We start from the raw sequence: 18,507 nt of genomic DNA on the forward strand, positions 1-18,507 counted from the left end.
GGCAGGTTGCCCCCGGCTGGGGAAGCAATATGACGAATTGGAAACGATGGCTTATCGCGCTTTGGGCAGCGTGGATGTTGCTTGCATACATTTTTGCTTGGCAGAGAGCGACTTGCGGCCTGCCTTGGGAAGTCGCGTGCTGGGTGAGCGGCTGGCAAGGTCTCGGTGACGTAATTCTGCTCGGCTGGGTAAAGGACTATCAGGAACTTCTTGCGGGACTCGCTGCGCTCGGCGGTGGTGCAGCGGTCGTCATCGCGTATCGTATGCAAGCTCGAGACACCGCAAACGCTATGGCAAAGGCAGCAAAATTGGACGCAATCAACTCTTGTAACCTTTCCTCTCAACGATTTATCGACCTGGCATTTGACATCGCGCATGGGCCTAACTTCGGCGCTAATTTCAACAGCGACCTCATCGTCGCCAGCTACCCACGATTTTCGACGATCGACACAATGCTGGCGACGGTCACTATGGCAACGCTGAGAGACGTTTTGGGCTTCGTCTCTGTTCAGCCAACCAGTGACATCAGAGGTCGCCACATTACTGCCGCGGAGTGCTACGCCATCGCTAGGATATTGGATTTCGTGGGCAACAATCTCGACGAAGCTGGTACCTTCGATTTCAAGGGTACGGTGGATATCCCGCCGGCCACTTTGCGGAGCCACCTCGCATTCCTTGCCGTGAAGCCAGAGGCGTTGGGAACGTTGCGTCTTTTTTTCGATTGGAACAATCGGGAGTAGCACGTTCATGCGGCCTCCCCGAAAAGATCCGCCTGGATAGGCGCGTTGTCATTTGCGACCACCGGCGTCGGCACAGGCTCGACAACCACCGTGTGGTCCGGCTCGAAATCAACGCTAACGATCTCGCACATCGGCGAAACGCCCTTCCAGTCGTTGATGTAGAATCCCGTATCGATGCCGCAGCCAGCGTCGAAGTGAAGCCCGGTCAGCTCCTGAAACTTGACCGCCTTGCCATCTTGCTGGCGCCGGTAGTGGCCGCCGCCGCTGAAGTTGAAGCCCGCCGACATCTGCGGCACAATGAAGGCGCCCTCACAGGCGAGGTGAGACGCGATGTCGATAACGTGGAATTCAAAGTCCCTGCCACTGTATCGCGGTGCATTCTTTTCGCGCTTGATATTGCCGAATGGCGGATTGCTGATGGCCACATCGAACTGGCCGAGATCCATGCCCAGCACGTCCAGCACGTCGGCGAGGATCCATTCCGCTTCCGGCAGAATCTTCTGCCCGACAGCCAGGTAATCCGGATTCCGCTCGACGCAGGTAATGCGCGCCCTCTGATGGCTGCGATGCCAGCAGGCATACGAGAGCATGCCGATGCCGGCGCATAGATCGATGATCCGGCCGCCGTACCCGCCCTGCCCGATCGCATCGATCGTGAAGTCGAAGGCCATGTCGTATGGCGTGAAGAAAGCGCCCGCCGCACCGTTGACGTGGTTGGCGCCCTCGTTCCAATTCTTCAGCACGAAGTCCTTGTCGTCTTCGGTAAGGACCGGCTTAGTCAGCAGATCGCATGCCTGCGCATGCGCCTTCGCTTGAGCCTTTGTGAGCTTGGCCATCAGGCGGCCCTCAGTAGGTCACCGGCCGGTGAATTATCGTTGGCGGCCTCGAACTTCCCAACCTGATTGCCCCACGCCGACCAGCCGGCCCAAGCCTGCCGAGCGAATAGCTCGAGGTAAGGGCCGCCGACGAGCTTCTCGATCCGGCCATACTGCTCGTCGGGCTTTCGGCTATGCTCGCGGCGCGGCGCGCGGATCACAGAGCGGACGCCACGGGACAGACGGCGCGGCTTGCCTCGCTTGAACAGGTGGCAGACTTCCACCTCCTGGCGCGTCCAGTAGCCCATGCCCATCCTTCCTTTGTCCCAGACGAAGGCGATCGACACCGGCTTGAAGCCCCAAGCCGCGGCCACTTCGATGGCGGCTCCCTGCAGGTGGCTGACGGTCCACATGAACAGGAGGCAGTCCTTCGCCGCTACGTCAGCAACGGGCAACGCTGTGATGTCGGCGAGCGACATGACGTCGTAGGGTTGCCCCCCCCGGGCCGGAGCCACGCTCTTCTTGCCGTAGGTTCTGAACGCCCACGGCGGATCAGCAAGGATGGCGCCGAAGCGCCCCTCTGGTAAGGGATTCATATAGTCTCCTCTTGTGGTGCTTTGCGCGGTGGTGGCGCGCTACAGTGTGCGGAGCAACTGCGTAGCCGCGAGACGAAGGCCGGCCGCGCTTGCGCCGTGGTGAGTGGCGGCAACTGCGGCCTTTGCGCGGATGTCCGCACCGGTGCGTGGCTCATCTTTGGCGATCTCGCCGCAAGCAGCAGCTTGCTTGTCGTGCCATTCGGCGGCTATGTAGTAGGCCTCTGCCTTCTTCTTTTTCTCGGCCGCCACCATTGCGATGATGCGGGCGGCTTGGACGGCTGCGCTGCCGCGGGCGATCATGACGGTTTTGGTCATGTGGATGACAGCGCAGGATTCGGCTTCGTGGCGCTCCACCTACCGTGCCGCTCCATCTCGTGGAGTGTTAGCTTCATGCCCGAGCACTTCGACGTGCCGATATACTCCATGCGACCGGATGAGTTGAAAAGGGATGCCGTTACGAATCCTCCCTCAACAAGTTCGTCCATTGCGGATGACGCGCGGTCACTCAAAACGCTTTGTGCGCCCTCTCCGCCGATCTTCAATGAACTCTTTTCTCCGTGCGCGAAGAATGTCGTCATAAGCGCTCGTGCATCGATCGATAGCTTGATCATCACCGAGCAACCTTCTCTTCCACCACCCGGAACCCAGGCAGCTCACGCGCACCGGCCCGCACCCGCTCATTTGCGAGCGATAAGGCCAGCGCCATGAACTCGACTGGCGCAAGCGTGTACGCCCACTCAAGAGCGGCTTCTTCGTCGGCTATCTCCGCCGACCACACCGACCTTAACCCCGTCCCAGTCGTCGCCGCCTTGTCGGCACGCTTCGCACCGCGCTCCATCTTCTTCGCGTCGGCAAGAAGTTCCTCGGCCTCTTCGCGAGCGGCAAGGTTGCCGGAGGAAGATCTGATCGCCGCCTCTGCAGCCTCTTTTGCAGCTGCTGCTTCGGCGGCCTGCTTGGCAGCTTCCGCTGCCTTCTCGTCCGCAACCTTCTTGCGCCAAGGCGCGAGAAGAGCACCGAGCGTCGACTTGGCGAGATCGACCTTGCCCTTCTTCGGCTGGATGTAGGGGTTATAACGCGATTGCACCGCGGCAACCTGGTCGTCGAGCGGCTTCTTATCCTCGACGCGCAGCGCGTCGGCTTTCTTGCCGGCCTCGTGCAGCCCGTCGTACAGCTTCTCGATCGCGTCGTGCATCTCCTGGCTGGAGATGGCCTCGCCGTCGGCCCAGTTCTTGGCCTCTTCGTAGAGGTCGTCGATCTCGGTGAAGATGGCGATGTAGGGTGGTTGGTTGTGCGTCTTCGGCACGGAGCCGGCGATGTCGGTGGGGTTGAACTCGGTCATGCGGCCACCTGCGGCGGTATCCGGCGAGCAAGCTCTGCATTGACCTTATTCTGCGCGGCTTCGTGAGTCGCTTCATCGACCTCGAAGTCGTCGTCGCTGTCGGCATCTTCCGCCGCTGGAAGAATAGCGTAGTAGCGCGTCTCGATGATGCCGCCGCGAGAAACCGCAGCAACTGTGCCGTCCTTATCCCATTCCAAGACCTCGAACGGGTTTTCGACGCACGCGTCGGAAGAAGTGTCATCTTCCGGCCAGTACCACTGGCACCCATTCACTTTTCTTTGAAGGTCAGCCACCTGCTCACGAAGGGCAGCAATCTCATATGCGAGCGCCACATGGAGGTTGTCGGGACCGCTACCGCGGAACGCCGGCCACTCCTCACCGTAGCGAAGTGCCTCCCATGTGCCCGGTGATGTCTGTTGGATGGTGTACTTGCCGTCATTGACGGTCACCGAAATCAGGCCGTCGTCGGCCGCTCTCTCGCTCATCTTCGTCTCCTCTTGTGGTGTGGTCTTCTTCGGCGCTGGTGGGCGCTTCATGCTCATGACAACGGCGGTTACATTGGCCATCGTCAACCGTCAGAACGGGATGTCATCCCAATCTTCTTGCATCCACGCAGGCTTGTTGTCGTTCGCCGGCGGCTCGTCGTCGTCGTTGGCTGCGCCATAGTCGCCGACCACATGAGAAACCACGTCCCAATACCGATCCCTCGGTTTGACCATGATCTCCGCTGTCTCTTTCAACTCGGTCTGGCGCTCCAACCACTCCAAAACGCTTCGAGGGAACGGCCGCTGGCCTGCATGGGCAAGCCAAAACCTATCCGCCTTAGTTTTGGCGAAGCCGGAATGCTCGGGGCACAGCCACTCGTTGATGGCCGTCATGCCAGACATGTAAGTGACTTTGACTGACGGCGGCTTGTCGCCCTTCCCTTCATGGAAGCGGAATGTGCGGCTCGTAACGTCGCGCGAATCCGGCTCGGCCATCGTCATGATTGGCACGTCGGCGGCGTTCGCAGCGATCTTCGGGCTGTCATCGATGTCAAACTCGAACCCGCAGCAGGTGCAGATGCGAGCCGAGGCGTGCAGCTTCTCGCCGCAGCCTGGTTCGCCATGCTTGTCGAAGCCATCCTGCGGGCAGATCTTCATCGGCGCTTCGCCGTCGCCGCTACCCGGCTCCTTCGGCTCAACCATATCGACCGGCCCATGCTTGTCGACGAGGCCGGCGAAGTCCAGCACGAGGCAGGACGGCTTAGGCCCGGCAGCAATAGCGGCGCGGCGCTCCTCCGGCGTCTCCAACGACATGCCTGGCGCGTAAAGCACGCGAGTGCCCCTTCCCATCATCTGCAGGTAAAGGCTCGCGCTAAGCGTCGGCCGGAGCGCCGCAATGAGATCCACGCCCTTGTGATTGAATCCCGTCGTCAAGACTGAGTTGTTGGTCAGAGCGCGGATGCGATAGGCCTTGAAATCCTCGATGATCCGGCGGCGCTCCTCTTTCGGAGTGTCACCGGTGATGGTCTCGCAGCTGATGCCGCGCGACCGTATCTCGTCGCGGACGTGCTCGGCATGCTCGACACCGGAGCAGAAGCAAAGCCAAGACCGTTTGTCGGCGCCCTTGGCCACTATCTCATCGACTGCGGCGCGCGTGACGTCCATCTTGTCAACGGCAGCCTGTAGCGCCGACTGCTTGAAGTCGCCTCCGAGCTTGCCGACTCCCTTGGTGCTGAGCTCGAGAGCGGTATGCTTCGATGACAGCGGGGCGAGGTAGCCATCCCGCACGCCATCGGCGATGCCGTAGGTATAGACGACGCGGTCGAACATGCGATCGTCTCCCTGGTCGAGGCGACCGCTGTCCAGTCGAAATGGCGTTGCGGTCAGGCCGACAATCTTAAAATCCGGATTAACTTCACGCATGACGCGAAAGAACTGGCCGTACTGAGTGTCGCTGTTCTTCGGGATCAAGTGGCATTCGTCGACCAGCACTACGTCGATGGGTCGGTCGAAGATCTTCTCGCCGTCGACGACGCGGGCGCCGCAGATCAGGTCCGCCTTGTTCCAGACAGTCTGAATGCCAGCAAAAATGATCTGACTGCGCGCGTCTCGGCGGTTAAGGCCGGCTGAGAAGATGCCCGCCGGCGCAAAGGGCCAGACGCCGAGTAGCTCGAGGTAATTCTGCTCAATGAGCTCGGCCACGTGGGTGACTACCATAATACGCATGTCGGGCCAGCCCTCGACGAGCTGTTGGATGACGGTGGCCATTACCATCGACTTGCCCGTACCGGTAGCGAGGTCGATCAGCGGATTGCCAGCCTCCTCTCCCCAATAGTCGAACAGCGCCGCAACGGCGTCTTCCTGATAGTACCGCAGCCCCATCAAGCAGCCCGCCTTTGCAGACGAGCGACGAGAACGGCCCGGGCACGCTCTTCCTTCTGGCGAACGTTCTCTTTGCTCGTGCCGTTCTCGTCTCCGATGTCGGAAAGCAGTTCGCCGGCCGCGCGACGCAGCACGATGTTTCCGTTCGGGATGCGCTGCAGACGATCAACGACCTCCGCGAGATCGGCGCGAACGAACTGCTCCGGCTGCACACGCAGTTGCGCGCATCTGTTCTCAAGAGGCGCAACGTCATCGCCGACCATGGCATCAATCGAGACTTCAGGCGCGTTGCGCATCTGGCGCCGCTCGCGCTTGCGCATCCCACTCGCCACGCTCTCCATGACGAGTTGCGCCCATGTCCGGAACGTCTCCATTCTGCATGTGCCGGCACGCCGCAGCATGGCAATCATCGATTCCTGCAAAAGATCGTCAGCCTTCTGACGGTCGCGTGTGATTATGCGCGCCTTGCGACGGAGCATAGGAAGGTAGGCGACAAGCGCGGCGTCAAAGCCGGTCGGCCTGTTGTCATTCGCCGGGATCATGGCGGTCTCCTCTGTGGTGTTAGGCGGTGGTGGCGCCGTCGATCCAAATCTCGCCGTTGGCGAGACGGTAGGTGATGGTTTCGGCGTCCTCGTCGACGTCGACCTGCTCGCCCGGCACCATGGCCGGGATCGTCAGGTGCGTCGGGCACGCCTCTTTCTGCTCGTCGAATGAGATCGGCTTGGCCCAACGGGCGCAGGACCAGTGCCCGTCGCCGCCCATCTCTGGCGTCGAATGGATGCAAGACCTGCAGGTGACGCGCGGCCAGGCTTGCTGTTTGCAAACCGGCTTGTGCTTGCAGAACAAGCACTCGAACCATTCCGGATCTTCGCTGATGCGTGAGGGCGGCTCCGGCGAATCGATGATGCGCTCAAGGCGCGCCAGCAGTCGCAGGCAGAACTCGGCGTCGTATTCGATGCGCTCGGCGTAGAGCGTGTCGTCGTCCTTGCAGCTGACAAGGTAAAGGCACCGGGTAAGGCCGAAGGCGTGCATTCCCAGCTGGCACTGACCGTAGTGAAGCGGCTTGGCCTTCTGACAGCCGTCCTTAACGATCAGCTTCATGCCCTTGGCATTGCTCGATTTAAACTCGAGGAGATGTTCGGTCTTCGGCGCCTCGACGACGCCCATGGCCTTGCCGTCGCACTTTCCTCGTACATGGCTGCCGACGAGGCGAATGCGATCCTGCTGGCCGTACACGTCGACGCCGATCCGTTCGAGATCAGCAACGAGGCGGTCTTCCTCGATGTTGCCAGTCTCAAACAGGCGCAGCTGGCGGCCGTGATGCTTTTCCAGTGGGCTAGCCCATCGGAAGGCGTACCACAGCTGGCGGTCACAAGGTGCGTTCGCTTCGCCGACCGAGATGCCGAGGCTGTCCCACGAATTGGCCGCGGCTTCATAGGCAGCGAAGATGGCGCGGACGGTGCTGGATTCAGGGCGTGGAAGTGGGGCCATTATGCCCCACCCCCGAACGCAAACAGCGGCGACGTAGCAAGCGCAGATTGATGGCCGCGCTGATCGCCAGACCTGACGTAAGTCGTCCAGATCTCCTTGCCGTCCCGTGTCACCGGGTGCATCTCGGCGACGCTGTAATCAACGTCGTCGATCTCTTCGGCATCGATGTGGAAGTCATCCTTATCGACTTTCGCCTCGATCATCGCCTCCGCATCTTCCTTAGAAGGAGCCTCGACGACCTCGGTGCTGCGCCCTTGGAACCGGTAGTCAATCAGGAACTTGGCCATGAGCTACACCCGAACCGGCATCAAGACGCCGTCCCAGCCAGCCAAGCCACCGGTGATGACCGCAGCACCGCCACCATCCGAAAGCGCCATCGTGACCTCTCCTGCAGGCAGGACATTGAACAGGTCGCGCACGTACTGGCTGTTGAAGCCGACATAGAAAGGCTCGCCGCTGTATTCCGCGGCAACCTCGTCCTCCGCCTCGCCGGCATCAGATCGAGCCGCCAGGGCGATTGAACCTGGCGCGATGCTCAGCTTAACCGACCGGCCTTTCTCCGACGAGACAGTCACAACGCGTTCGGCCGCCTTCATCATCTCGTCGCGGTTGACGGTGATGATCTTGTCGTTGTCACGCGGGATGACGCGCTGATAGTCTGGGAATGTGCCATCGATCAGATTGGCGGTCAGGCTGATGTCGGCATGCTGGATGCGGATCTTCTCCTGCGAGACCGAAACCGTCACCTCGCCTTTCGGCAGCAGGCCGACGGTCTTGCGCCCCACGATGACGCCGGCGAACTCCGGAACGACCGGGCCACGGTTGCGCGCGAGCCGGTGGCCGTCAGTAGCCACAGCTACCGCCTTGCCGTCGACGACGTGGAAGTAGACGCCCCCGAGATAATAGCGGGTCTCCTCTGTCGAGATGGCGAACGCAACTGGCGCGAACAGGCCGGCAAGGTCGATGTCAAACTCGGCGTCGAATGTGCCCTTGCCGAGGATGTCAGGAAAGTCCGACGCCGGCAGGGTTTCCAGCTTGAACTTGCTTCGGCCCGACTTCACCTCAAGGCGGTTGTCTACCAGTGAGATGGAAATGTCGGCTGCGCTTGCCTTGCGGACGATTTCGCCGAGCAGCTTGGCGCTGACGGTCGTTGTGCCGGCTTTCTGGACATCGGCTTCGGCGCTGGCCGTTGCCTGGATGTCGAGGTCTGTCGCTGTCACCTTGAGAGTGCCACCCTCGGCCTCCAGCAGGATATTGGACAGGATTGGAATGGTGTTTCTGGCTTCGACGACCTTGCCCACGGCGCCGACGACGCGCGCGAGTTCGGTGCGGCTGATATTCAGCTGCATGATGGTCTCCTCTTGTGGTGTAAAGGCGAGCCGATGGTGAGGCGGCCCGCATTAGAGTTAGCGGAGCGCGACCCAGACGAACGCCACGAAGGCGAACGCACCGGCCGCGCTGGCGAAGGCGTCAGGCCAACCCATCACTTGTTGCCCCAGGGCCGGCGCGTGGTGCCCGCAGCTGCGCCACCGGCGGGCTTGCTGGCCGCATTGTCGTTTGCAGCCGTACGCTGCTGTCGGTTGTCGTTTGCCGGAGCCGACCGCTGCGCAGGCTGGTTCGGGTCGATCTCGGCGGCCGGTACATTGCCTTCGTCCGGATAAAAGAAGCGCTTGATCTCGTTGCGCGGCTCGTAGCCCTCGCGCGGTTTCTCGACGCCGACCTTTGCCGTGAACGAGATGAAATGAAGCTCGTCGGAGTCGTTGACCTCGTTGAGGCCGATGGCGCGGCACAGTTTCGCGAGATCGCGCTGGCCGATCTCCTGCGCCGTGGAGTTGGCGTTTTCGAGGTTGATGTTCGCGAAGATCTTCCGACCCTTGAACTCCGACGGCTCGACGACGTCGTAGGTGAGCTTGAGGATGGTTCCGTTGCCCTTAGCCGTCGGCTTCACCTCGGAGGCCGAAACCTCCAGCACATAAGTGCCGTTCGGCAGGTTGCTGCCGCGCTGTTCGGTGTCGTGATCCTGAGCATTAAATCTTTGACCAAGTCCGGCCATGCGTAGTCTCCTTCTGTGGTGAGTTGGTGTTAGGCGTAGTAGCGGAAAGGTCCGCTGCTATAGGGGCTGACGATGCGCTCGCGCTGCACGGTCTCAAGCCAAGCCAGTCGCTTGCCGCGCAAAGTGCGGACGACGACCGGGAACCAGGCGAACCAGCTTTCCTTCTCGACGAACATTAGGCTGCCACTCCCGTAGGCGCCGGAAAGTGCTTCGAGAGTTCGGCGAACCCCTGCCCCTTCTTGTACGGAATGGCATCGGGCATGCTGTACCGGTTCTTGGCATTGAAGCCGGCGCCCTCGTTCAGGTGGACCTGCCGCTCCTTGCCGCCCTCAGCGTGCGCCACCTTCGTCTGTCGCGCGACTTCCTTCTCCTTGATGGACACGCGGTAGTTCATGAAGGCGACGATGTCGGACTTCTCGCGGACCAGCGCATTGGCGCGCTTGTGAAGCTTCGGCTGGTATCGGCTGTAGGGGTCCGTCACCGGGCTGTCGAAGCGAACGATTTCCGGGTGGGCGAGCATGACGACGCAGATCCCGCGCTGCGCCAGAGCCGATACGGCTGCCATGAGCTCGTTCCACTCGGTATCGGCCTCGACGTAGCCCTTACCGAATCCGGCCTCTTCGATGGTCGCGACGCCGATGCGCTGGCACGTGGCGCGCCAGACGAGTGGCTCGAGGCCGTCGAGGCTGTCCAGGATGACGGTCTTGCGGTCGTGCTCCTCTGTGAGCAGTTCGCCGAAGATGTCGAGCAGTTCGTCGAAGCTCTCGATCGTGCCGGGCGTAACGAGCTCGACGTCTGACGGCGGCCGCTCGCCTTCGGTGGCGAGATAGACCGCGTCAGGGAACTCAGCGGCAAGGCTTGTCTTGCCGATGCCGTCGACGCCGTAGAGCAGGATGACCGGAGGGTCGGCTCTCTTCGTCGATTTCAGGGATGATAGGCTGATAGCCATGCAGTCTCCTCTTGTGGTGGGTGGTGGTTGCGGCTGGTGGTGAGCCAGCCGCAGTGGGCTAGATGAACTGCCCGATGATGACGCCGACGATCAGCGCGCCGGTGGCGTAGACCCATCCCCAGAGCCGCGACGGCCGCTCAGGGATGTCAGGTGCGACGTGGATGATGGGCGCGTCAATCGGGGTGTAGTCGAGCGGCGTGCCAGTCGTGGCGTAGGTTCCCCATGGGGATTTGGTCATCAGAACACCCCCAGCCACAGGCCAACGCCGTGAACAACGCCGACCGGTGCGACGATGCAGCCGAAGGCAAGGAGAATCCACGCGCCGGCCTTGATGCAGGCGACAACATGGGTGACCCACGCTGCAGCGGCCGCGATAAATCCGGCCACCACTAGTGCCAGAGCCACAAGCCCGGCGCACACTCCCGCAGCGTCACTTGTCATGCCGCCGCCCTCACCTGCTCTGCGCGCCAGCGAGCGCGAGCCGCGCTGTGCATGAAGAGGTAAGGCCGGCTCTCGCTGACCTTGGCGTTGGTGGTCTCACGGAGCGCCCGCTTGCGCTGGCCGCGCGTCAGTCCCTGCGCATCGCGGCGCGGTTCCTTCTTTGGGTCGCGCCAGCCTTTGCCGCCAGCGAGCCGCTCCATCAGCGTCAGGCGGCGGACGTGGTGCTCAAGGCTGGTCGACGGCATGCCGAGCTTGCTGTCGTTCTCGTGCTCCTTATCGAGCACCTTCTGGAATGCTGTGGACATAGGTCTCCTCTCGCCGTGCCGGTGAGGCGCACGGCTGTTGCTGTGGTGATGGTGGTGGTGTGGTTAGGCGGCCTTATCGATGAAGGTCTCGACGGCCTTCTTTGCCGACAGTAGATCAAGGCTGGCGAAGTCGCGCAGGGCCTTGACGGCGCCGATCTTGTTGCCGTTGGCGGCAAGGTTCTGCCACTCGTGGGCGTAGATCTGCCCTTCGCTGACGGTCTGCGTCAGGACGAAGACGCCGAACTTCTGGCCCTTATAGACCTGCGCCAGGCGGGTGGCCTCCTCGCTCGCCTCGCCTTCGCACGCATGGACGCGCGGGTAGCGTGAGGGCTTCGGCTGACCGTCTTCGATCAGGCAGACGATGGCGGGCGATGCCGGAGCATGGTCGAAGTAATCCGGGAAATATCCGCCGTTCATCTGGCCATTCGAGAGGTCGTCATGGTTCCAGATGACATCGACGAAACTATCGAACATTCCCTTCGGCCCGACTGTTCCGGTAGCGCCGACCAGTGCAGATCCGTGGAACGACCTAGCCAGGAAGAGCCTATCACCGACCTTGAATCTCGGCTTGGCTGCCGACTCCGCGTTGTCGTTGCTGGCCCTGGCAGGCTGCTCGTCGACCCATTCGGCGACGAGGTCGTTTTTTCGGTCAGTACCGCCAGACGTGCCATCATCCTTGAACAGCCAGAGTTCGCGAAGCGACTTCCAGTCGCCGTTCGGCCATTCCGAGACCTTCGAAGGCCCGACCCTCCGACCGTCACGCGTCTTGTAGAACTTGCCGGCTTCGATGGTGAGGGTGGTGGACGCAGCAGTGACAAGGCGCCACTTGCCATGGTTGACCGCGTAGAGCGGATATTCACAACCATGGTTGCTGCGGATCATTGACGCCGCGCTGACTTCATACGGCTTGCCGTCCGTGAAAAAGTCGCCACTCCAATTCGTTGGCGTGACCACGTCACCCGGCACAGCCGAATTGATCGTCCATGCCGCCGCTTGAACTTCCGCCGCGACGGGTGCGGCCTCGGTGACGAGGAGAGGTTCGAGGTCTTTGACGTAAGCGGAAGGGTTGAACGTGATACCGCCTGAGTTCACATCGAGTTTGACATCAACCTCCTCCGGATTCCAATAGACCTTCGCGACCGTAGCGGCCTCTCCCGCAGCACCATACCGAGCCCCACCCGCGGTGCTATCGCGAAGAAACCGCACTCGTTCGCCGACCTTCGGCCGCCAGGCTTCGAAGCGATGCTCGTACATTACCGCCGACTTTCCGGCGAGCCTTACCATGTTGCCGGCGTAGGTCTCCTCCACAAGGCCGGTCTCGCCATTTGCGTAGCGCGATGGCGCTCCGGTGTTGTCGATAACCCGAACTCTATCGCCTACCTTAAACTTACCCATAATCACGCCCTCCCCTGCGGCTTGGCGCCGCGCAAATAGTTTTCGAAATTGATGATGACGGCCGTAGGCGGCTCTTCCGCTTTTGCCGGCGGATCGGCGCGCTCGGCATGGCGGAGCGTGACAGCGAAGAAAGGCCGGACCTCGAGGCTGCCGGCGAGCTGGACGTTCACGTAGCGCCCGAAGTCGCTGTTGCTGACGACGATGCCGATGATATCGGTATTCAGCTTGGATTCGACCCAGTCGCCCTCGTCGAAGTAGGTGCAGTCGCACTGGTTGTCGTCGATGGTGCTCATGCCGCCACCGCCATTTCCGGCAGGCGATTGTCGTTCGCCGCAACGCGGGTCTCCAGGCAACGAAGGCGCGGGAGAGTGACTGGCATCATGCCCGAGGTCGTCGAGCAGCCGCCATTGTGGGCGGTCATGACCGTGATGCGGTCGGGATGCTCGGCCCGGGCCGGGCGGGCCGGTTTGCGGCCGTTGAATGCGTCGATGACGGTTTTCTTACCGCATCCGTAGAAGTCTGCGAGTGTCTGATAGCTTGCGCCGCTGCGCTTCATTTCACGAAGCACGTCAAGTGCCTCGGCCGTGATGGCTCTGGGTCTCATTTAGTCTCCTCTTTATTCCCCGGTGGTGTCAGGGTGGCATAGGGGTGATGGTTACATTGGGTGGGCGCAAGTGCGCTTTTCACCAAAGTTGACAATCAACAGACACGCATCTATCTCTAAGACGTGGCCATGTTCTCGCATGGTCTCCTCTTAGACTGAGGGAGGGTGTGGTGCCTGTTGATCTCAGTCGAAACCGGGGCGTGCCAACGAGTGGTGTCGGGCTGAGCGCCCCGTTTTCAATTTCAGCGGAGGCTCATAGAAAGAGGCTCCTACAAAAAGAAAAAGCCCGCATGATGCGGGCTCTGTGTTCACGGTGGCTGGCCTTCCGGAGGCACTCTTCTGCGACCTCCATGCTGCTCGACTGCTCTTCTGCCTGAAAATTCCTTAGTCAAATCTGCCTCCTATGCGCTTGGCCGCTCTTGTGGTTCTACCCGCTTGGGATCGGGCGCCATGTTGGCTCTTCTTGGTGGTCCGCGTTCCCGTGGACCTGCGTTTCTGAAATAGTTCTGGAGCTTCGCTCTTCTTCTTGCGGTAAAGTCGTTGGTGTTGTTCGCCATGTTTTGTCTCCTAGAAGGCCCCCGCCATCTGGTGACAAACAAAACGTATGCGATACGCACACTGACGTCAATAAGAAAAGTTGCGGCACGCACCTTATTTTTATGATACGCATCGCACACCGTAAGGAGAAGAACCCGTGGACAAAGAAAAATTAAAAGAAATCAAGGCGGGCCGACTGCGCGATGCGCGGATCAACGCAGGCTTTAAGACGCTGCCGGACGCTGTGCGGCACTTCAAATGGAATGAAAACACGTACAAGCCGCACGAAACTGGATCGCGCGCCTTCGATGAAATCACCGCTGTATCGTACGCCCTGGCATTCAAGGTGCCGCTCGAGCGCTTGCTGGCGCTTGATGTACTTGAGCCGAAGATGCGCGACAGGTCTCCCGACTCGGATGACGCCATAGATCTGGCGCCTCAACCTCTCGCCATCCATGGCGAAGCGGCTGGAGGCCTTTGGCGCGAAGGCGTCGACACCCCGCTAGACGACAGCACGAACGTTCCTGCCAATCCCGACTACCCGGCGAGCATCCAGTATGCGCGCAAGGTTGTTGGCACGAGCGTGAGCCGGCGCATTCCAGACGGCGAGTATGCCGTGATCCTTCATTACGATCGCTCGCCTGTCCAGCTAAGGCCCGGCCTCCTCGTCGATGTAGAGCGAGTTCGGGCTGGCCTGCGCGAACATACAATCAAGGTTTATGCCGACGGCGAGCGACTCATGACGGATAGTGCTGAACTCGACGAACAGGTGGAGCTCGACATGGCACATACTGACGAGGACACAACGGTGCGAATCGTAGGCATCGTGGTCGGAAAGTACAGCCCGCTGATTTAGAAAGTTGCGATACGCACCTTACTTTCGTTGACAGGGTGCGTATCGCATCGTATGGTTTCCTCACTCGCCGCACCACAGCGAGCTAAAAGAGGAGACCATCATGAGACCCGCACTCAATATCGACTTCGACCACGACTACATTCCGACCAACGCCGCCGGCTCCGCTGAGCCGATGCAGCGGCCCGATCACAAATCCAAGCGTCACCCTCGCCCGCGCCGGAATGAAAAGGTCGGCGGCGGGCATTTCGTTTTCCGGCGTGGCGGCCGCACCGGTCGCATCAAGACCGGTCACATTGTGCACGGCGCCCTTCCCTTCGAGCATCGCGACATCGACTCGGCCCGCACTGAGGCGGAACGCCTGCAGAAGCTGCACGGCGGCCGCTATGACGTGTTCTCGACTTCGGCCATCGTCAACGGAGAAGCGGCGTGAGCGGCCCGCGCCGCATTCACCTGACGCCAATCCATGAGCACATTGCAGAGACACAAAGCGCGCTCCAGCACGCAGTGTTCTTCGTCGTCCTCGTGATGCTGACCGCAGGCGTCGCCTATCAGGCATTCCACATCGATCGCCAGATGGCGGTCGAGGCTCGGGTTTAACGAAAAAGGAGGCTGTTATGGCCGATACTAATACAAATTACTTCGTGTATGCCATAGGCATCGACGGTCAATACGGCGGTCTCGAACTTGCGATAAAGATCGGCGTAGCGAAAAACCCGCAACTGCGCCTTGATCAACTGCAGACCGGCGCGCCGGTTAACCTGATCCTTTTGAAGGCATGGCATTTCGATACCGAGGCACAGGCCAGAGGCTTTGAGAAATCGTGCCACAAACACTTCCGAGATCGAAATATCAAGCTTGAGTGGTTCCTCGTGTCCTTGGAGGATATCGACGAGCACGTTGGCTTCTTTGACGCGGCTAACAGGTCACGAGACGAATTCGACGAAGTTGTTACGGCTCTCGGGAATCTAAAGGCGTCGGATGCAATGAGGGCAGCTGAGAGGCGAGCCGTCGATCGCAAAATTGAGAGGCAAGTCGAACGCATGAAAGCTCGCGCTTCAGTGGATGTGCCGCAACATGACTTCCTCAACACTAAAGAAGCTGCGGCCTATATTCGCAAATCCGTCAGTTGGCTCAATAAAAGCCGCATGACCGGCACGGGACCAGCCTTCGTTCGAAACGGCGGAACTGTTCTGTACGTGAAAGTCGACCTCGACAGCTGGCTCTTCGGAAGCAAGCGTACAGCAATCTACGACTTCAATAATCAGCCAGCCTGACCAACACGGCCTATGCCCGCCACCAACGGGCAGACCACCACCAACCACCACCACACCACAGAAGGAGACCACACCATGCGCCAACAGGACGCCAGAAGACTTGCTGCCGATTTCCATGCGGACTTCGTGCCGACGCGCAGCCAAGACAACCTTGAGGTCATTGCGAACCTCACCGCCGAGACGAATACACCGAAGGTGATGGCCGCAGTCGCAGGCTGGCACGAGCGCCGGCGCAATCGTCGCAGCATGGCCATCGCGACCGCGCTGCGCCAGGTCAGCGGAACCAAACCTCGGCCGGCAAATGACAACCGCCGGCCTCAGCGCCAGAGGGCGGCATGAACGATACCACGAACAAAGGGGCGGCTTCTGCCGCCCTCATCCCAGCGCAGCGAGGCACGCGCAGCATGAGCAAGATCCCTGCGAACGACAACACGCCCCTGGCGGATCCGTTGGGGCACCTGCCGATGTTCGCCACCGACCAACAGCTGGCCGTTGCGATCGTCGGCAGAACCAGGTCAGCGATGTGGGTGAAGACAGTCATTCCGCAGCTCGAGCGAAAAGGCTTCCCGCGGATCGACCCTCTGCACGACGGCAGACCGGTCCCGCTGGTGAAGAAGTTCTATGATGGGTATTTTGGGATCACGGCAGGCTTCTCGGCCGCCGCTCCAGATGGAGAGGAAAGGTTAGGCGAATGGAAGAAATCACGGCGCCGGGCCTGAAGTGGATCAAGCGGCGAGCCAGCAAGACGCCGGTATGGGTCGCTTCGGCCAAGGACTATGAGCCTCGGACAGTCAACCTTTCGCACTTGCGCGACGAGCCTGAGCAGCTTCTCGCCAAGTGCGCACTGTTGCAGGCTGAACTCAATGCATGGAAGGCTGGCTTGCGGGAGCGTGACCTGTCATTTGATGGAACGCTCAAGTCTCTGCTGCTGAAGTACCATACCGAGGAGGACAGCCCTTACTTCGCTCTTCGGCCCGGTTCTCAGTACCCATATGACTACTACCTGAATCGCCTCGTCTATGAGATCGGCGACCGGCACATCGACAAGATAACCGGCGTCGACCTGAAGCGCTGGCATGACGCATGGTCGGAGGGTGGCGAGAAGCTTGCCGCATCGAAGATGATGCGTGCCGTCCTCGACGCTGCTGTCTCCTACGGCATCATGTGCCGCATCACGCCTTGCCTTGAACTGCGCGAGACACTGAAAGCCGCGAGCCGCAAGCTTCCACGGCCGCGCCGCCGTGAGAGCATCATCACTGCCGACCAGGTTATTGCCCTTCGTGCCAATGCCCATGCCGACGGGCGCCCGTCGTGCGCCCTTGCCTACGCGCTCGTCTTCGAGACCACGCTCCGGCTTTGGGACGTGATTGGTCAGTGGGTTCCGCTTAACGCAAAGGGCATTAGCACGGTCGTCAGCGAACGGATGCAGAAGAAGTGGTTCGGCCTCAAGTGGGAAGACATCGACGAGGATCTCGTTCTCCGATACGTCCCATCCAAGACGTCGATGAAGACCGGCCTTGCCGTCACCTTCCCGCTCAGCCGAGCGCCAATGGTGATGGAGGAATTGGAGCACTGGCCAGCCGAGAGCCGCGTCGGCCCGGTCATCCTGTTCGCAGGAACAGGTGAGCCCTACAGTGGCAATTGGTTTGAAGCGAAGTGGCGAATCGATCGCAAGGCCGCTGGCCTTTCGAGCAAGATCTGGGCTCGCGACCTCCGAGCCAGCGGGATCACCGAGGGCCGCGCCGCCGGCATCAGCACGGACGACGCCGCCAAGGTAGCCGGGCACGCCTCAACAAAAACAACTTCCGATGTGTATGACCGTGCAGCACTGGAAGCAGCGGAACGCTTTGCCGACGCGCGTTCGAACAAACGAAAAACAAGTTCGTAACGCGCGCAGTAACGCGCCATAACGCTTGTCAACGAAAACAATCGGTTAGACCCGAGAATGCTTAACCGATTGTTAATACCAAGCGTCCAAAAACACGCAGCCGCGAGAATGAACCGAAGCAGAGCGACAAGAAAAAAACGGACCTGAAGATCACCCACCAGAAAGACACCACCACAAACAAACGCATAAAAGCCATAATCCCCAACTCAGAGACGACCTCCCGCCCCATCACACCCACAACGCACCAGAGCAACGAAAACCAGGACACCCCGAAGCAAACAAAAGACGCCGGCCAAACATCCGCGCAGCAGACCAGCGGCCGAATCGCCAAGGCCATCGAGAACCCAGGACAAAAGCGTCGCCCGCCAAACCGCGACAAACGCGGAAACGAAGGCCAAGGCCCAGGCATCCCCCCCAAAACCGAAGGCGAAGGCCAACACGACACCAAGAAACCCCCCCAGCACCCGCCGAACGCCCAGACCCCAACGCCAGGCATCAACAAAGGCGAACAGCACACCCATACAAGGAACCGCCAACACGAACAGCCCGCGGACAAAGAGCTCCACGCAAACTCCGAAGCCGTGCCCCGGTCAGCTGTCGACACCGCAGCCCTAGCCACCACCCGACGGCCCAAACACAAGGACGGCCCGAACCCGATCAGCACAGGCGGACGCCCCACGCGCGGCACAAAGAGAGGCCACCCGAAGCGCACCCCCGAACCAAAAAAGAACCCCAGCGGAGAGCAGAACGCGCCAAACAGGACGAAAGCAACAGAAGGCAGAAGAACGAACCACCCGAGCCAGAAAGACAACCCAACACCGCGGCCACAAAACCCACAGAAGAGAAACGCGACAACGA

Annotated in this window: 28 protein-coding genes; 8 read left to right on the forward strand and 20 right to left on the reverse strand. The window is 60.7% G+C overall.

Annotated features, from left to right (window positions below):
• Positions 1-29 precede the first annotated feature (29 nt).
• Entirely contained in the window at positions 30-740 is a 711-nt protein-coding gene (locus BM216_RS23135) for a hypothetical protein (protein ID WP_093001582.1), read from the forward strand.
• Between the two features lie 5 nt (positions 741-745).
• Here BM216_RS23135 and BM216_RS23140 read toward each other — a convergent pair whose 3' ends face one another.
• The 19 genes from BM216_RS23140 to BM216_RS23230 all read right to left on the reverse strand — a co-directional run bounded on the left by BM216_RS23140 (position 746) and on the right by BM216_RS23230 (position 13,094).
• Positions 746-1,576, reverse strand: a complete 831-nt coding sequence (locus BM216_RS23140; protein ID WP_093001583.1) for a methyltransferase — start codon at positions 1,574-1,576, stop codon at positions 746-748.
• The gene (locus BM216_RS23145; RefSeq protein ID WP_093001584.1) at positions 1,576-2,151 is read right to left on the reverse strand and encodes an MT-A70 family methyltransferase; all 576 of its coding nucleotides are present in this window, start codon (positions 2,149-2,151) and stop codon (positions 1,576-1,578) included. Before BM216_RS23145 ends, BM216_RS23140 begins: the two co-directional genes overlap by 1 nt.
• Before the next feature lie 39 nt (positions 2,152-2,190).
• Positions 2,191-2,466 (reverse strand): hypothetical protein, encoded by a 276-nt coding sequence (locus BM216_RS23150; RefSeq protein ID WP_093001585.1) that lies wholly within the window; start codon positions 2,464-2,466, stop codon positions 2,191-2,193.
• Between the two features lie 295 nt (positions 2,467-2,761).
• Positions 2,762-3,490 carry a hypothetical protein gene (locus BM216_RS23160; protein ID WP_093001587.1) on the reverse strand — a complete coding sequence of 243 codons (729 nt, stop codon included), beginning with the start codon at positions 3,488-3,490 and terminating at the stop codon, positions 2,762-2,764.
• Positions 3,487-4,056 (reverse strand): hypothetical protein, encoded by a 570-nt coding sequence (locus BM216_RS23165; RefSeq protein ID WP_093001588.1) that lies wholly within the window; start codon positions 4,054-4,056, stop codon positions 3,487-3,489. Before BM216_RS23165 ends, BM216_RS23160 begins: the two co-directional genes overlap by 4 nt.
• Positions 4,057-4,065: 9 nt before the next feature.
• Positions 4,066-5,856, reverse strand: a complete 1,791-nt coding sequence (locus BM216_RS23170; protein ID WP_244530280.1) for a DEAD/DEAH box helicase — start codon at positions 5,854-5,856, stop codon at positions 4,066-4,068.
• Entirely contained in the window at positions 5,856-6,398 is a 543-nt protein-coding gene (locus BM216_RS23175; protein WP_093001590.1) for a sigma-70 family RNA polymerase sigma factor, read from the reverse strand. The genes BM216_RS23170 and BM216_RS23175 overlap by 1 nt, the downstream gene beginning before the upstream one ends.
• 19 nt (positions 6,399-6,417) lie before the next feature.
• On the reverse strand, positions 6,418-7,347 hold the full coding sequence (locus BM216_RS23180) for a PDDEXK family nuclease (RefSeq protein ID WP_093001591.1): 930 nt from the start codon (positions 7,345-7,347) through the stop codon (positions 6,418-6,420).
• On the reverse strand, positions 7,347-7,634 hold the full coding sequence (locus BM216_RS23185) for a hypothetical protein (RefSeq protein ID WP_093001592.1): 288 nt from the start codon (positions 7,632-7,634) through the stop codon (positions 7,347-7,349). The genes BM216_RS23180 and BM216_RS23185 overlap by 1 nt, the downstream gene beginning before the upstream one ends.
• A 3-nt stretch (positions 7,635-7,637) precedes the next feature.
• Entirely contained in the window at positions 7,638-8,696 is a 1,059-nt protein-coding gene (gene dnaN / locus BM216_RS23190) for a DNA polymerase III subunit beta (RefSeq protein WP_093001593.1), read from the reverse strand.
• 134 nt (positions 8,697-8,830) lie between these two features.
• Positions 8,831-9,400, reverse strand: a complete 570-nt coding sequence (locus tag BM216_RS23195; RefSeq protein WP_093001594.1) for a DUF669 domain-containing protein — start codon at positions 9,398-9,400, stop codon at positions 8,831-8,833.
• A 29-nt stretch (positions 9,401-9,429) separates the two neighbouring features.
• Positions 9,430-9,576 (reverse strand): hypothetical protein, encoded by a 147-nt coding sequence (locus tag BM216_RS34125; RefSeq protein ID WP_177230883.1) that lies wholly within the window; start codon positions 9,574-9,576, stop codon positions 9,430-9,432.
• Positions 9,576-10,349 carry an ATP-binding protein gene (locus tag BM216_RS23200; protein ID WP_093001595.1) on the reverse strand — a complete coding sequence of 258 codons (774 nt, stop codon included), beginning with the start codon at positions 10,347-10,349 and terminating at the stop codon, positions 9,576-9,578. Before BM216_RS23200 ends, BM216_RS34125 begins: the two co-directional genes overlap by 1 nt.
• 58 nt (positions 10,350-10,407) lie before the next feature.
• Complete coding sequence (locus tag BM216_RS23205; RefSeq protein ID WP_093001596.1) at positions 10,408-10,587, reverse strand: hypothetical protein; 180 nt, start codon at positions 10,585-10,587, stop codon at positions 10,408-10,410.
• Positions 10,587-10,790, reverse strand: coding sequence for a hypothetical protein (locus BM216_RS23210; RefSeq protein WP_244530281.1), 204 nt, complete (start codon positions 10,788-10,790; stop codon positions 10,587-10,589). The genes BM216_RS23205 and BM216_RS23210 overlap by 1 nt, the downstream gene beginning before the upstream one ends.
• A complete protein-coding gene (locus BM216_RS23215; protein WP_093001597.1) occupies positions 10,787-11,095 on the reverse strand; it encodes a hypothetical protein in 309 nt (102 codons plus the stop codon). Before BM216_RS23215 ends, BM216_RS23210 begins: the two co-directional genes overlap by 4 nt.
• A 63-nt stretch (positions 11,096-11,158) precedes the next feature.
• On the reverse strand, positions 11,159-12,490 hold the full coding sequence (locus BM216_RS23220) for a hypothetical protein (RefSeq protein ID WP_093001598.1): 1,332 nt from the start codon (positions 12,488-12,490) through the stop codon (positions 11,159-11,161).
• A gap of 2 nt (positions 12,491-12,492) precedes the next feature.
• Positions 12,493-12,783 (reverse strand): hypothetical protein, encoded by a 291-nt coding sequence (locus BM216_RS23225; RefSeq protein WP_093001599.1) that lies wholly within the window; start codon positions 12,781-12,783, stop codon positions 12,493-12,495.
• Positions 12,780-13,094: a hypothetical protein gene (locus BM216_RS23230; RefSeq protein WP_093001600.1), complete on the reverse strand. Its 315-nt coding sequence runs from the start codon at positions 13,092-13,094 to the stop codon at positions 12,780-12,782. The genes BM216_RS23225 and BM216_RS23230 overlap by 4 nt, the downstream gene beginning before the upstream one ends.
• Positions 13,095-13,788: 694 nt before the next feature.
• Between BM216_RS23230 and BM216_RS23235 the strand changes: the two genes are divergently transcribed.
• From BM216_RS23235 to BM216_RS23260, 7 genes are all read left to right on the forward strand, one after another.
• Positions 13,789-14,487, forward strand: coding sequence for a helix-turn-helix transcriptional regulator (locus tag BM216_RS23235; RefSeq protein ID WP_093001601.1), 699 nt, complete (start codon positions 13,789-13,791; stop codon positions 14,485-14,487).
• Positions 14,488-14,587: 100 nt separating this feature from the next.
• Positions 14,588-14,917, forward strand: a complete 330-nt coding sequence (locus BM216_RS23240; protein ID WP_093001602.1) for a hypothetical protein — start codon at positions 14,588-14,590, stop codon at positions 14,915-14,917.
• Complete coding sequence (locus BM216_RS34130; protein WP_177230871.1) at positions 14,914-15,084, forward strand: hypothetical protein; 171 nt, start codon at positions 14,914-14,916, stop codon at positions 15,082-15,084. The genes BM216_RS23240 and BM216_RS34130 overlap by 4 nt, the downstream gene beginning before the upstream one ends.
• Positions 15,085-15,101: 17 nt before the next feature.
• Positions 15,102-15,761, forward strand: coding sequence for a GIY-YIG nuclease family protein (locus BM216_RS23245; protein WP_093001603.1), 660 nt, complete (start codon positions 15,102-15,104; stop codon positions 15,759-15,761).
• 75 nt (positions 15,762-15,836) lie between these two features.
• On the forward strand, positions 15,837-16,100 hold the full coding sequence (locus BM216_RS23250) for a hypothetical protein (protein ID WP_093001604.1): 264 nt from the start codon (positions 15,837-15,839) through the stop codon (positions 16,098-16,100).
• Entirely contained in the window at positions 16,097-16,480 is a 384-nt protein-coding gene (locus tag BM216_RS23255; RefSeq protein WP_244530282.1) for a hypothetical protein, read from the forward strand. Before BM216_RS23250 ends, BM216_RS23255 begins: the two co-directional genes overlap by 4 nt.
• Complete coding sequence (locus tag BM216_RS23260; RefSeq protein WP_093001605.1) at positions 16,453-17,649, forward strand: site-specific integrase; 1,197 nt, start codon at positions 16,453-16,455, stop codon at positions 17,647-17,649. The genes BM216_RS23255 and BM216_RS23260 overlap by 28 nt, the downstream gene beginning before the upstream one ends.
• 206 nt (positions 17,650-17,855) lie before the next feature.
• Here the strand turns inward: BM216_RS23260 and BM216_RS23265 are convergent, their stop codons facing one another.
• Complete coding sequence (locus BM216_RS23265; protein ID WP_093001606.1) at positions 17,856-18,215, reverse strand: hypothetical protein; 360 nt, start codon at positions 18,213-18,215, stop codon at positions 17,856-17,858.
• Between the last annotated feature and the right edge of the window lie 292 nt (positions 18,216-18,507).

This window comes from Rhizobium sp. NFR07, assembly GCF_900111905.1.
GTDB lineage: Bacteria > Pseudomonadota > Alphaproteobacteria > Rhizobiales > Rhizobiaceae > Neorhizobium.

Coding starts and splice junctions, on each gene's coding strand:
- BM216_RS23135 (WP_093001582.1), top strand. CDS start 30: ATGACGAATTGGAAACGATGGCTTATCGCGCTTTGGGCAGCGTGGATG.
- BM216_RS23140 (WP_093001583.1), bottom strand. CDS start 1,576: ATGGCCAAGCTCACAAAGGCTCAAGCGAAGGCGCATGCGCAGGCATGC.
- BM216_RS23145 (WP_093001584.1), bottom strand. CDS start 2,151: ATGAATCCCTTACCAGAGGGGCGCTTCGGCGCCATCCTTGCTGATCCG.
- BM216_RS23150 (WP_093001585.1), bottom strand. CDS start 2,466: ATGACCAAAACCGTCATGATCGCCCGCGGCAGCGCAGCCGTCCAAGCC.
- BM216_RS23160 (WP_093001587.1), bottom strand. CDS start 3,490: ATGACCGAGTTCAACCCCACCGACATCGCCGGCTCCGTGCCGAAGACG.
- BM216_RS23165 (WP_093001588.1), bottom strand. CDS start 4,056: ATGGCCAATGTAACCGCCGTTGTCATGAGCATGAAGCGCCCACCAGCG.
- BM216_RS23170 (WP_244530280.1), bottom strand. CDS start 5,856: ATGGGGCTGCGGTACTATCAGGAAGACGCCGTTGCGGCGCTGTTCGAC.
- BM216_RS23175 (WP_093001590.1), bottom strand. CDS start 6,398: ATGATCCCGGCGAATGACAACAGGCCGACCGGCTTTGACGCCGCGCTT.
- BM216_RS23180 (WP_093001591.1), bottom strand. CDS start 7,347: ATGGCCCCACTTCCACGCCCTGAATCCAGCACCGTCCGCGCCATCTTC.
- BM216_RS23185 (WP_093001592.1), bottom strand. CDS start 7,634: ATGGCCAAGTTCCTGATTGACTACCGGTTCCAAGGGCGCAGCACCGAG.
- dnaN (WP_093001593.1), bottom strand. CDS start 8,696: ATGCAGCTGAATATCAGCCGCACCGAACTCGCGCGCGTCGTCGGCGCC.
- BM216_RS23195 (WP_093001594.1), bottom strand. CDS start 9,400: ATGGCCGGACTTGGTCAAAGATTTAATGCTCAGGATCACGACACCGAA.
- BM216_RS34125 (WP_177230883.1), bottom strand. CDS start 9,576: ATGTTCGTCGAGAAGGAAAGCTGGTTCGCCTGGTTCCCGGTCGTCGTC.
- BM216_RS23200 (WP_093001595.1), bottom strand. CDS start 10,349: ATGGCTATCAGCCTATCATCCCTGAAATCGACGAAGAGAGCCGACCCT.
- BM216_RS23205 (WP_093001596.1), bottom strand. CDS start 10,587: ATGACCAAATCCCCATGGGGAACCTACGCCACGACTGGCACGCCGCTC.
- BM216_RS23210 (WP_244530281.1), bottom strand. CDS start 10,790: ATGACAAGTGACGCTGCGGGAGTGTGCGCCGGGCTTGTGGCTCTGGCA.
- BM216_RS23215 (WP_093001597.1), bottom strand. CDS start 11,095: ATGTCCACAGCATTCCAGAAGGTGCTCGATAAGGAGCACGAGAACGAC.
- BM216_RS23220 (WP_093001598.1), bottom strand. CDS start 12,490: ATGGGTAAGTTTAAGGTAGGCGATAGAGTTCGGGTTATCGACAACACC.
- BM216_RS23225 (WP_093001599.1), bottom strand. CDS start 12,783: ATGAGCACCATCGACGACAACCAGTGCGACTGCACCTACTTCGACGAG.
- BM216_RS23230 (WP_093001600.1), bottom strand. CDS start 13,094: ATGAGACCCAGAGCCATCACGGCCGAGGCACTTGACGTGCTTCGTGAA.
- BM216_RS23240 (WP_093001602.1), top strand. CDS start 14,588: ATGAGACCCGCACTCAATATCGACTTCGACCACGACTACATTCCGACC.
- BM216_RS23245 (WP_093001603.1), top strand. CDS start 15,102: ATGGCCGATACTAATACAAATTACTTCGTGTATGCCATAGGCATCGAC.
- BM216_RS23250 (WP_093001604.1), top strand. CDS start 15,837: ATGCGCCAACAGGACGCCAGAAGACTTGCTGCCGATTTCCATGCGGAC.
- BM216_RS23255 (WP_244530282.1), top strand. CDS start 16,097: ATGAACGATACCACGAACAAAGGGGCGGCTTCTGCCGCCCTCATCCCA.
- BM216_RS23260 (WP_093001605.1), top strand. CDS start 16,453: ATGGAAGAAATCACGGCGCCGGGCCTGAAGTGGATCAAGCGGCGAGCC.